Here is an 11290-nt window from a genome sequence, read left to right as displayed (position 1 = left end):
CCTGCCCGCCCTCGACAGATCCGCGACAATGTCGCAGAGGCGCGGCGCATCGCCCTCGGCCTGCGCGACAGGCCAGATGAGGGCCACCGTCTCCGCCGTGTCGCCCAGGTCGTCGCGCGACATGCGGAAGAGTTCCGGGTCGAAGCGACTCTCGCCGATTTCCGAGAGAACGCGGCGCAACGGGAATGCGATGGGCAGGCCGTCAGTCAGTGCAGCCAGCGCAAATCCGCGATCGGGATCGGGCGTTGCCAGAAAGTAATTGCGCATCAGCATGAGCTTGGCGTTGCGCGCCGGCGTGTAGGTGAGGCGGTCGAGGAGCTGCGAGAAGGCCTTCATTCGGCATCGTCCTCGCGGCCCACGAGGCGCAGTGCGCGCGCCGTGATCTGACGCTTGCCAAGTTCGTGGACCAGCGCCTCCTCGCGGCCATGGGTCACCCAGACTTCGCGCGCACCCGTCTCGGTGACGGTGCGGATGAGCTCCGGCCAATCGCAATGATCCGATATGATAAGTGGCAGCTCGACGCCGCGCTGGCGCACGCGCCCACGGATGCGCATCCAGCCCGAGGCGAACCCCGCAAGCGGATCGGCAAAGCGGCGCGACCAGCGGTCGCCTAGGGCGGAGGGTGGTGACAGCACGATCTCACCCGCAAGCTTGCCGGGTGCTTCCATGGCATTGGGAACCTCGCCGAGGTCAATGCCGCGCGACACGTAGTAATCCGACATCGCGCGCAGTGCACCGTGCAGCCAGATGGGCCGCTCATAGCCTGCCTGACGAATGAGCTTGATGAGGCGCTGGCACTTGCCGAGGCCATAGACGCCGATCTGGTGGGTGCGCTCGGGAAAGTCCCTGAGTGAGGCGAGAAGCTTTTGGACTTCCGCCATGTCGGGCTCATGGCGATAGACGGGAAGGCCGAAAGTGGCCTCCGTCACGAAGAGATCGCAGGGCACGAGTTCGAAGGGCTCGCAGGTCGGGTCCGCATGGCGCTTGTAATCGCCCGAAATCACGGCGCGCTGGCCGTTGTAGTCGATCACCACCTGGGCAGAGCCGAGAATGTGCCCGGCAGGCACGAGCGTGACCGTGACGTCCTTCACCTTCAATGCTTCGCCATAGCCAAGTGCCTGCGCCTGCCCCAACGCGCCAAGGCGCAGGCGCATGATGGCGAGTGTATCCGCCGTGGCCAGCACCGCGCCGTGACCGGCGCGCGCGTGGTCCGAATGGCCATGCGTGATGACAGCGCGCGGCACCGGCCCCGAGGGATCGATGAAAAAATCGCCGGGTACGCAATGAAGCCCGGAAGGACCGGGCATCAGCCAGCTTTCGAAGGGAGGGGAAAATGCCATGACCCGCCCAATGTCATGCGCGGGAGGATGTTTCGCAATGGGGATGGCGGAAATGGGTGCGGGGAGCCCGAATTGGGGCTCCCCGCCCAAACAGAGGCACCGGGTACGCAGTACATGATCCCGGATCGCCGTGGCACTGGGACTGCAAATGTCGCCGTGGCCATGGATGCATCATGGGGTGTTGCGGTTTCCAAACGGTTTAGAGGGTGCGAAGAAAGGCTTAACGCCCAAGGGGTTGCCGTCTCAGCGCGGCACAGGCAGGCTTGAAGAACCCAACCAGCGGTCGAGGAAACGCGAAAGCCAGTCCTTGACGGGCGCATCATGCAGCAGGTTGCCTTCGAGATGGGCGGCTGAATTCTGCGCATTGGGAAGCACGAAGCGGTGCGCCCCGGTGACACCCCACCGGTGCATGGTGAGGCGCGTGACCTCCGGGTGGAACTGGATGCCATAGGCCTGCGCCCGATAGCGGAAGGCCTGGTTCTCGAAGGTGTCGCCCGTGGCCAATCGCACCGCGTCCTTCGGCAGCGTGAGGCCTTCGCGGTGCCAGTGATAGACATGGGGCGGCCAGGGGCCATGGTCGCTGCCCTCTACCGTGGGCCGGAGCGGATAGTAGCCGATCTCGACAAGGCCATCGGCATGGGGCCCGACGGTGCCACCCAAATGCTTCGAGAGCATCTGCGCGCCGAGGCAGACGCCAAGGAAGGGCTTCTCCTCCTTCAACGGCACGCCGATCCAGTCGATCTCGCGGGCAATCCAGGCGTCAGGATCATTGGCGCTCATCGGGCCACCGAAGATGACGGCACCGGCATGATGCGCCAGCGTTTGCGGCAGCGGGTCACCGAGGCAGTGGCGGCGAATGTCGAGGCGATAGCCCTTGTCCTGCAGCATGTGGCCGATGCGGCCCGGGGTGGAGCTTTCCGAGTGAAGGACGATGAGAATGTCGCGCGCCTCGCTCATCCGCGCCGCCCCAGCATGTGGTCGAGCGAGAAGCTTCCCGGCCCGGCCTTGATGATCAGCAGCAGCAGTGCCGCCCAGGCGCCGTGGAGCGCATAGGGGCCGGCATGCACGAAGATTTCGAAGACGATGAGCAGCACGAGAAGCCCCAGCGCCACAAAGCGGCTTGCCAGCCCGACGGCGAGCAGGATGGGCAGCGCGAACTCCGCCAGCTGCGTGGCGATCGCCGCTGCCTCATAGGGAATCCAGCGAATGTTCCAGCCGCCGAGATACATGGTCATCGTGGCGGAGCGCGGCTCGATGATGTTCCAGCTTCCGGAGACGCGGGCGCGGCCCGCTTCCCAGATCAGCCATGCCACCGAGAGGCGCGCCAGCAGCGCGATGAAGGAATAGGGAATGCGCTCGAGCAGGCGGATGAGCGGGTCGAACAGGCGCATCACGCTAGACCTCCGCCACGGCGGGTGTGGCCTGCCGGCTGCGGCCCTCGAGGAAGACGATGGCAAGGCCGGCCGCCATGATAAGCGCCATGCCGGCGATGGCCAGCGCATTGGGGATCTGGCCGAAGACCAGCACGCCCGAAATGCCGGCCCAGATCATGAAGGCATAGTTGAAGGGCGCCACCACGCGGGCGGGCGACATGCGATAGGCCATGTAGATGAAGGAGTGGCCGCACATCAGGAAGAAACCCGCGATGAACATCAGCCAGCCGTGGCGGAAGGTGGGGGATACCTGTGTTTCGAACAGAAACGACATGATGAGTGCGCCCACCATGACGATGAACAGCGTGGAGAAGGTGACGGCGAGTGCCGGCGTGCGGGCCGGCACCTTGCGCGAGAGGATGTCACGGAAGGCAGCACCCACCGCTGTGAGGAAGCCAAAGATGGCGAAGGGCGAGGAGGCCACGCCGCCAGGCTGCGCCACCATAAGCGCACCGGTGATGCCGAGGCCGACGAGGAAGAGGCGGAGGCCGCCCACCTTCTCGCCAAAGAACACCCACATGCCGAGCAGCACGATCAGGGGCGAGATCTGGGCGATGGCGGTGACATCGGCGATCGGCATGTTGGCCAGCGCCGTGATGAAGGCGAGGATGGCGAGAAGCTCGCAGCCTGAGCGCAGCAGCACCCAGGGGTGGAAGGCCTTGGGCAGTTCACGGATGAGGCCCAGCGCGAAGATCAACGGCAGGCACCAGATGATGGCCGCGATGCCGCGCATGACCAGCACCTGGAAGGGGGGCGCATCCTCCAGCGCCAGCTTCATGCAAGTGTCGTTGGCGACGAAACTGCCGGTGGCCACGAGGATGGCGGCGATGCCGCGAAGGTTCTGGGAAAGGGCCATTCAGTCCGGACGGGGTGAAACGTGATTCGGCAGAGGATAAAGCAATTCGGGAGCGGGCGAAGGGGTGTCGTTGGCTGGGCGCCATGCGTTCGCCCCCCCCTCCGTCATCATGCCCGGGCGTGACGCGGGCATCCGCTTCGCGACCACGGCGAAGGATCGCAGGGTCAGGCCCGGCGATGATGAGCCTGGGGATGCCCATCTCACCTAAAATAAGATTTTAGTCCTTGACAGCGCGCGCTCGATGTGCTAGAAAGGGGCATACTCCGAAATTGGGTCTCACGATTTCATCATGCGCAGGCTTGACCCGGGCAGCTTCTTTGGCGGGCACCAGAGAGGATCGTCGAGACAAGCCCGGCGATGATGATTGGAGCGGGAGAGCTGGGGAGCGGCGGCTAGTTCGGCAGTGTGATCGGCACCTTCAGATAATGCACGCCGTTGGCCTCCGCCGGGGGAAGCTTGCCGGCGCGCATGTTGACCTGGATGGACGGCAGGAGAAGCGTGGGAGCGGAGAGCGTGGCGTCACGCGTGGTGCGCATCTTGACGAAGTCGTCTTCCGAGACGCCCTCGTGAACGTGGACGTTGCGGGCCTTCTCCTCGGCCACCGTCGTCTCCCAGGCATAGTGCTTGCGGCCATCCTTGGGCAGGTAGTCGTGGCACATGAAGAGGCGGGTCTCGGGCGGCAGCGCCATGAGGCGGCGGATGGAGCGGTAGAGGATGCGGGCGTCGCCGCCGGGGAAGTCGGCGCGCGCCGTGCCGTAGTCGGGCATGAACATGGTGTCGCCGACGAACACGGCATCGCCGATCTTGAAGGAGACGCAGGCAGGGGTATGGCCCGGCGTGGCCAGCACTTCGCCGGTGAGGTTGCCGATCTGGAAGCGGTCGCCGTCCTTGAACAGCATGTCGAACTCGGAGCCTTCGCCGGAGACGTCGATTGCATTGAACACCGGGCGGAAGATCTTCTGCACGTCCTTGATGTGCTCGCCGATGGCCACCTTGGCACCGGTCCTGAGCTTGACGTAGGGGGCGCCCGAAAGATGGTCGGCGTGGACATGGGTTTCGAGCACAAGCTTGATGGTGAGGCCCAGGTCCTTCGCCTTGGCGAGGATGGCATCGGCCGAGGTGACGTTGGCCTTGCCGGACTTGTGGTCGTAGTCGAGCACCGGATCGACCACGGCGGCATCCTTCGTCTCGGGATCGCCGACGAGATAGCTGACGGTGTTGGTCGGCTCGTCGAAGAAGGCTTGGATGATGGGCTTGCTCACGATCGGCCGCTCCTCGGTCACGAATTCGCTTGACAGTATATTAGAGAATTCTAACTTATCAAGCATCGAAATGGAGGTGCCGATGGGCACGATGATGCTCGACCGCTCGCTCGCGGGCTTCGAGGAAAAGGCCACCGAGGCGGCACAGATGATGAAGGCGCTCAGCAACGAGAAGCGCCTGATGATCCTGTGCAAGCTGCTGGAACATGGCGAGATGAGCGTCAACGCGCTGATCGAGCATGTCGGACTTTCGCAATCCGCCCTGTCGCAGCACTTGGCCCGCATGCGCGAGGAAAAGATCGTCGACACCCGGCGCGACGCGCAGCAGATCTTCTACCGCGTCGCCGACCCGCGGGTGAAAGATATTCTCACCACGCTCAAGAACACTTTTTGCTGAGGAATTTCACGATGGCGCTCAAGCACATCAACGCGGCGGAAGCCAAGAAACTCGTGGACCAGGGCGCACTGCTCATCGATGTCCGCGAGGACCATGAATATGACGACGAGAACATTCCCGGCGCGCGCAATGAGCCCTTGTCACGCATTGCCGGCGCGGAGATCACGGGCGTGCCGGCCGTGGTGTTCCACTGCAAGTCGGGTGCCCGCACGCGGATGAGTGCCACAGCACTGGCCCACTGCACCGATGCCGAAGTTTACATCCTCGATGGCGGCATCGAGGCATGGAAGGCGGCGGGGTTTCCGGTGAAGCGCGGGTAGGCTCGACCGCATCTCTTGAAGTCATCATCGCCGGGCGTGACCCGGCGATCTCTTTTGGTGGCGGAGATGAGGATGCCCGGGTCAAGCCCGGGCATGATGAGTTGGAGAGTTGGCTAGATCGCGCGCGTCAGGAACACGCTGTTCGGATCAAGCTTGTAATCGCCGAACGGCAGACACTCCTCGAAGCCGTGCGCCTTGTAGAGCGCTACTGCGGGTTCGAAATAACCGAAGGAACCCGTCTCGAGGCTGAGGCGTGTGAGGCCCCTCGCTCGTGATGTCTCGACGATGTGCGTCAGCAGGGCGCTGCCGACGCCGCGGCGTCGGGCAGCCTCCGAGGTGTGCATGGATTTTACTTCACCGTGGGTTTGATCCAGCGGCTTCATGGCGCCAACGCCGAGCAGGGTTTCACCGTCCCAGGCGGCCCAGAAGTCAATCTCGGGTGCGGCCAGCCGGGACACGTCGAAGACATGGGCGCTGCCCGGCGGCGTCACCTCGTGGCACTTGTCGAAGTGGTAACGCAGCAACCGGAGGATGCGGTCGTCGGTCAGGTTGCCTCTTGAGATTTGCATTTTTTGCTCCTCTGGGCAGGATGGTAACGTCGCGCCCACGAAATTTTATTGCTGATTTTGGGGCTGCCTGATTCCTATCTTGCGCTACGCCCCTCATTCTGTCATACAGAGATAGGACAGCGACACTGTCCTTTCGTGGCATTCTCAAGGTAAGTGGACCCCGGATGATCCGGAATACGACCACCAAGACCCTGAAAACGACGGCCAAACCGGCCGGCGATGCCTCTCGGCTGCCCCGCGCTACGCTCCGCAAAAGCAACTGAGGGCGAGCGCTCAGGGCGAAAATGCCCAGGAGTTTGATCGCCCTGACGGGTCCGGCGCCACCCGAAGGCACCACCCTCAAGAGATCGACACCTGCGCAAGATACGAGGAAGACCCACCGGGCCCAGGACGGCCCCGGCGGGAGGATGGGATGAGGACGAGGCAAGGAGAGTTGGCCATGAACATTCAATACCGGCCAGAAGGTCTTCCGGAGGCGCACGGTCTTTATGACCCGCGCAACGAGCATGATGCCTGCGGCATCGGCCTCATTGCCAATATCCAGAATGTGAAAAGCCACCGCATGGTGGCTGATGGCCTGTCCATCCTCAAGAACCTCGAGCATCGCGGTGCCGTGGGTTCCGACCCCAAGGCGGGCGACGGTGCGGGCCTGCTGCTGCAGATCCCGCATGGCTTCTTCGCCGAGGAGGCCAAGCGCTTGGGCTTCGAGCTTCCCGCTGCAGGCCATTATGGCGTGGCCCAGCTGTTCATGCCGCGCGAGCCCCTGTACCGCCAGGACGTCGAACGCATCTGGTGGGAAACGACGCGCGAAGAGGGCCTGAAGGTTCTGGGCTGGCGCGACGTGCCGGTTGATTCCACCGTGCTCGGTTATTCGGTGAAGGGCACCGAGCCCTTCCACCGCCAGCTGTTCATCGGCCGCGGCCCCACGATCCGCGACGAGGCGCATTTCGAGCGCAAGCTCTTCGTCTGCCGCAAGGTCGTGTCCAACCGCGTGCTGGAAGTGCTGGGTGGCAAGGCCCGCACCTATTACCCGGTGTCCGTGAGCGCACGCACGCTGGTCTACAAGGGCCTGGTGCTCGGCAAGGACCTGGGCGCTTACTATCGTGACCTCGAGGACGAGCACCTCGAAAGCGCTTTCGCCATGGTGCACCAGCGCTTCTCGACCAACACCTTCCCCAGCTGGCCGCTGGCACACCCCTATCGCTTCGTCTGCCACAACGGCGAAATCAACACGGTGCGCGGCAATTACAACTGGATGGCCGCGCGCCAGGCCAACATGCGTTCCGACATTTTGGGCGAGGACCTCTCGAAGCTGTGGCCGATCTCCTATGAGGGCCAGTCAGACACCGCGTGCTTCGACAACGCGCTCGAATTCCTGACCATGGGCGGCTATTCGCTGCCCCATGCCATGATGATGCTGATCCCCGAGGCCTGGGCGGGCAATCCGTTGATGGACGAGGACCGCCGCGCCTTCTACGAATATCACGCTGCCCTGATGGAGCCGTGGGACGGCCCCGCCGCAATGGTGTTCACCGACGGCAAGATGATCGGCGCCACGCTGGACCGCAACGGCCTGCGCCCGTCCCGCTACATGACGAGCGATGACGGGCACATCCTGCTCGCCTCGGAAATGGGCTGCCTGCAGTTCGCCGAAGAGCACATCACCCACAAGTGGCGCCTGCAGCCGGGCAAGATGCTGCTCATCGACCTCGAGCAGAAGCGCATCATCGCCGACGAAGAACTGAAGAAGCAGCTCTCCACCGCACATCCCTACAAGGAGTGGCTGAAGCGCACGCAGATCGTGCTGAAGGACCTGCCCGCCTCCAAGACGCGCCGCGCACATTCCACCGTGCCGCTGCTCGATCGCCAGCAGGCATTTGGCTACACGCAGGAAGACCTCAAGGTCCTGATGGCGCCCATGGCCCAGACGGGACAGGAGGCCGTGGGCTCCATGGGCAATGACGCGCCGATCTCGGCGCTTTCCGACCGGCCCAAGACGCTTGACACCTATTTCAAGCAGAACTTCGCGCAGGTGACGAACCCGCCCATCGACCCAATCCGCGAGGAGTTGGTGATGTCGCTCGTCTCCTTCATCGGGCCGAGACCGAATCTGCTCGATCTCAAGGGCACCTCGACGCACATGCGCCTCGAGGTGGCCCAGCCGATCCTCACCAACGAGGACCTCGAGCGCATTCGCACCATTGGTGCGGTGGCCGACAACCCGTTCCGCACCGCCACCATCGACATCACCTATGACGTGGCCAATGGCCACAACTACATGGAAGCGGCGCTTGATTCCGTCTGCGCTCTTGCCGAGCGGGCGGTGAAGGATGGCTACAACATCATCATCCTGTCGGACCGCGCGGTGTCGGCCGAGCGCGTGCCGATCCCCGCGTTGCTGGCGACCTCTGCCACGCATCACCATTTGATCCGCAAGGGACTGCGCACGCAGGTTGGCCTCGTGGTCGAGACGGGCGAAGCGCGCGAGGTGCACCAGTTCTGCGCGCTTGCGGGCTACGGCGCAGAAGCCATCAACCCCTATCTCGCCTTCGAGACGCTGGAGCACATGCTCCCCACGCTCGAGGAAAAGATCACGGCCTATGAAGCGCTGAAGCGCTACATCAAGGCTGTCGACAAGGGCATCCTGAAGGTCATGTCCAAGATGGGCATCTCGACTTACCAGTCCTATTGCGGTGCCCAGATCTTCGATGCGGTCGGCCTCTCCACCGATTTCGTAGCCAAGTATTTCACCGGCACGGCAACGCAGATCGAGGGCGTGGGCCTTCTCGAGATTGCGGAGGAAGCCTTCCGCCGCCACGAGAACGCCTTTGGCGAAAATCCGGTGTTCCGCGCGGCCCTCGACGTCGGTGGCGATTATGCACAGCGCATTCGCGGCGAGGCGCATGTGTGGAACTCCGACACCATCTCCAACCTGCAGCACGCAGTGCGCGGCAATGCCAAGGACAAGTACGTCGCCTTCGCCAAGGCGGTGAACGAGCAGTCCGAGCGGCTGAAGACCATGCGCGGGCTGTTCCGCATCCGCACGGCCGAGGAGATGGGCCGCAAGGCGATCGACATCGCGGAGGTCGAAACCGCCGCGAGCATCGTCAAGCGCTTCTCGACGGGTGCGATGTCCTATGGCTCGATTAGCCGCGAGGCACATACCACGCTCGCCATTGCCATGAACCGCATCGGCGGCAAGTCCAACACCGGCGAAGGTGGCGAGGAGTCAGACCGTTACACGCCGATGGCCAATGGCGACTCCATGCGCTCGGCGATCAAGCAGGTGGCGTCGGGCCGCTTCGGCGTGACGACGGAATATCTCGTCAACTCTGACATGATGCAGATCAAGATGGCGCAGGGTGCGAAGCCCGGTGAGGGCGGCCAGTTGCCGGGCCACAAGGTGGATGCCACCATCGCCAAGGTGCGCCACTCAACGCCGGGCGTCGGCCTCATCTCGCCACCGCCGCACCATGACATCTATTCGATCGAAGACCTGGCGCAGCTGATCTTCGACCTCAAGAACGTGAACCCGGCGGGGCAGGTTTCCGTCAAGCTCGTGTCCGAAGTGGGCGTGGGCACGGTGGCGGCCGGCGTTTCCAAGGCGCATGCCGACCATGTGACGATCTCGGGCTATGAGGGCGGCACAGGCGCTTCGCCGCTCACATCCATCAAGCATGCGGGCCTGCCGTGGGAGATTGGCTTGGCCGAAACCCAGCAGACGCTGGTGGCCAACGACCTGCGCGGCCGCATTGCGGTGCAGGCCGATGGCGGCATCCGCACCGGCCGCGACGTGCTGATCGCTGCACTGCTCGGTGCCGACGAGTTCGGCTTCGCCACGGCACCGCTGATCGCGGCGGGCTGCATCATGATGCGGAAGTGCCACCTCAACACCTGCCCCGTGGGCGTGGCGACACAGGACCCGGAGCTCAGGAAGCGCTTCAAGGGCCAGCCGGAGCACGTCATCAACTACTTCTTCTTCGTGGCCGAAGAGCTGCGCGAGCTGATGGCGGCGATGGGCGTGAAGAGCTTCAACGATCTCGTCGGCGAAACATCTTGGCTCGACCAGGCCACGGCGATTGCCCACTGGAAGGCGCGCGGCCTCGACTTCGCGAAGATCTTCGCGAGGCCCGACGTCGTGGCCCCTGTTGCCACCAAGAAGGTGAGCGCGCAGGACCATGGCATCGACAAGATCCTCGACCGCAGGCTGATCGCGGAAGCAAAGCCCGCCCTTGAGAGCGGCACGCCGGTGGTGCTCAATTCCGAGATCCACAACTATGATCGCACGGCGGGCGCCATGCTGTCAGGCGAAGTCGCCCGGCGCTATGGTCATGCCGGGTTGCCGGAGGACACCATCACGGTAAAGTTCAACGGCATCGCGGGCCAGAGCTTCGGCGCATGGGCGGCCCGCGGCGTGACGCTGGAACTGACGGGTGAAGGCAACGACTATGTCGGCAAAGGCCTGTCGGGCGGCAAGCTGATCGTGCGTCCGCAGGACAAGATCGGCTTCGTGCCCGAGAAGTCCATCATCGTCGGCAACACGGTGCTCTATGGCGCGATCACTGGCGAGTGCTACTTGCGCGGTGTTGCGGGCGAACGCTTCGCGGTGCGCAACTCCGGTGCTGTTGCCGTCGTCGAGGGCGTGGGCGACCACGGCTGCGAATACATGACAGGCGGCGTTGTCCTCGTGATCGGCGAGACCGGCCGCAACTTCGCGGCGGGCATGTCAGGCGGTGTCGCCTATGTGCTCGACGAGGCGGGCGACTTCGCCAAGCGCTGCAATCTCTCCATGGTCGACCTGCAGCCGGTTCCGGCAGAGGAGAAGACCACCGAGAAGCTGCTGCATGCGAGCGGAGACCTGATCAGCCATGGCCTCGTCGACGTGACCTCGCACATGGACCGGCATGATGCCGAGCGGGTGCGCGAACTGCTGAGCCGCCACATGAAGTATACGAACTCCTCACGCGCCAAGGACATTCTCGACAACTGGGCGGACTTCCTGCCGAAGTTCGTGAAGGTGATGCCGGTCGAATATGCCCGCGCCCTGAAGGAACTCGAAACGGCACAGAAGACCAGCGACGGCATGACGATCGGCGTGAAGAGGAGCGCATAA

9 protein-coding genes and 1 pseudogene are annotated in these 11290 nt (G+C 63.8%); 3 read left to right on the top strand and 7 right to left on the bottom strand.

Annotation, left to right across the window (positions count from 1 at the left end; all coding sequences use genetic code 11):
• From WCJ41_RS10340 to WCJ41_RS10315, 6 genes and pseudogenes are all read right to left on the bottom strand, one after another.
• Positions 1–336, bottom strand: a pseudogene (locus tag WCJ41_RS10340) (ATP-dependent DNA ligase); the annotation flags it as partial.
• The gene (locus WCJ41_RS10335; protein ID WP_336905775.1) at positions 333–1340 is read right to left on the bottom strand and encodes a ligase-associated DNA damage response exonuclease; all 1008 of its coding nucleotides are present in this window, start codon (positions 1338–1340) and stop codon (positions 333–335) included. The pseudogene WCJ41_RS10340 and the gene WCJ41_RS10335, both read right to left, overlap by 4 nt.
• A 243-nt stretch (positions 1341–1583) precedes the next feature.
• The gene (locus WCJ41_RS10330; RefSeq protein ID WP_336905774.1) at positions 1584–2297 is read right to left on the bottom strand and encodes a glutamine amidotransferase; all 714 of its coding nucleotides are present in this window, start codon (positions 2295–2297) and stop codon (positions 1584–1586) included.
• On the bottom strand, positions 2294–2731 hold the full coding sequence (locus WCJ41_RS10325) for a DoxX family protein (protein ID WP_336905773.1): 438 nt from the start codon (positions 2729–2731) through the stop codon (positions 2294–2296). The genes WCJ41_RS10330 and WCJ41_RS10325 overlap by 4 nt, the downstream gene beginning before the upstream one ends.
• Before the next feature lie 4 nt (positions 2732–2735).
• A complete protein-coding gene (locus tag WCJ41_RS10320; protein ID WP_336905772.1) occupies positions 2736–3629 on the bottom strand; it encodes a DMT family transporter in 894 nt (297 codons plus the stop codon).
• Between the two features lie 392 nt (positions 3630–4021).
• Positions 4022–4894 carry an MBL fold metallo-hydrolase gene (locus WCJ41_RS10315; RefSeq protein WP_336905778.1) on the bottom strand — a complete coding sequence of 291 codons (873 nt, stop codon included), beginning with the start codon at positions 4892–4894 and terminating at the stop codon, positions 4022–4024.
• 88 nt (positions 4895–4982) lie between these two features.
• Between WCJ41_RS10315 and WCJ41_RS10310 the strand changes: the two genes are divergently transcribed.
• Positions 4983–5288 carry a metalloregulator ArsR/SmtB family transcription factor gene (locus tag WCJ41_RS10310; protein ID WP_336905777.1) on the top strand — a complete coding sequence of 102 codons (306 nt, stop codon included), beginning with the start codon at positions 4983–4985 and terminating at the stop codon, positions 5286–5288.
• Between the two features lie 11 nt (positions 5289–5299).
• On the top strand, positions 5300–5608 hold the full coding sequence (locus WCJ41_RS10305) for a rhodanese-like domain-containing protein (protein WP_336905771.1): 309 nt from the start codon (positions 5300–5302) through the stop codon (positions 5606–5608).
• 113 nt (positions 5609–5721) lie between these two features.
• On the opposite strand, the gene WCJ41_RS10300 is transcribed toward WCJ41_RS10305, so the two are convergent.
• On the bottom strand, positions 5722–6177 hold the full coding sequence (locus WCJ41_RS10300) for a GNAT family N-acetyltransferase (protein ID WP_336905770.1): 456 nt from the start codon (positions 6175–6177) through the stop codon (positions 5722–5724).
• 439 nt (positions 6178–6616) lie between these two features.
• Between WCJ41_RS10300 and gltB the strand changes: the two genes are divergently transcribed.
• Positions 6617–11290 (top strand): glutamate synthase large subunit, encoded by a 4674-nt coding sequence (gene gltB / locus WCJ41_RS10295; protein ID WP_336905769.1) that lies wholly within the window; start codon positions 6617–6619, stop codon positions 11288–11290.

Origin of the sequence: Aestuariivirga sp., from assembly GCF_037139295.1 — a bacterium.
Lineage (GTDB): Bacteria > Pseudomonadota > Alphaproteobacteria > Rhizobiales > Aestuariivirgaceae > Aestuariivirga.
The sequence above is the reverse complement of the archived record's forward strand: the minus strand, read 5'-3'. Positions and strand labels throughout refer to the sequence as shown.

Bases quoted from the DNA above. Each gene is read 5' to 3' on its own strand.
- WCJ41_RS10325 (WP_336905773.1), bottom strand. From the start codon at position 2,731: ATGCGCCTGTTCGACCCGCTCATCCGCCTGCTCGAGCGCATTCCCTAT.
- WCJ41_RS10300 (WP_336905770.1), bottom strand. From the start codon at position 6,177: ATGCAAATCTCAAGAGGCAACCTGACCGACGACCGCATCCTCCGGTTG.
- WCJ41_RS10310 (WP_336905777.1), top strand. From the start codon at position 4,983: ATGATGCTCGACCGCTCGCTCGCGGGCTTCGAGGAAAAGGCCACCGAG.
- WCJ41_RS10320 (WP_336905772.1), bottom strand. From the start codon at position 3,629: ATGGCCCTTTCCCAGAACCTTCGCGGCATCGCCGCCATCCTCGTGGCC.
- WCJ41_RS10330 (WP_336905774.1), bottom strand. From the start codon at position 2,297: ATGAGCGAGGCGCGCGACATTCTCATCGTCCTTCACTCGGAAAGCTCC.
- gltB (WP_336905769.1), top strand. From the start codon at position 6,617: ATGAACATTCAATACCGGCCAGAAGGTCTTCCGGAGGCGCACGGTCTT.
- WCJ41_RS10335 (WP_336905775.1), bottom strand. From the start codon at position 1,340: ATGGCATTTTCCCCTCCCTTCGAAAGCTGGCTGATGCCCGGTCCTTCC.
- WCJ41_RS10305 (WP_336905771.1), top strand. From the start codon at position 5,300: ATGGCGCTCAAGCACATCAACGCGGCGGAAGCCAAGAAACTCGTGGAC.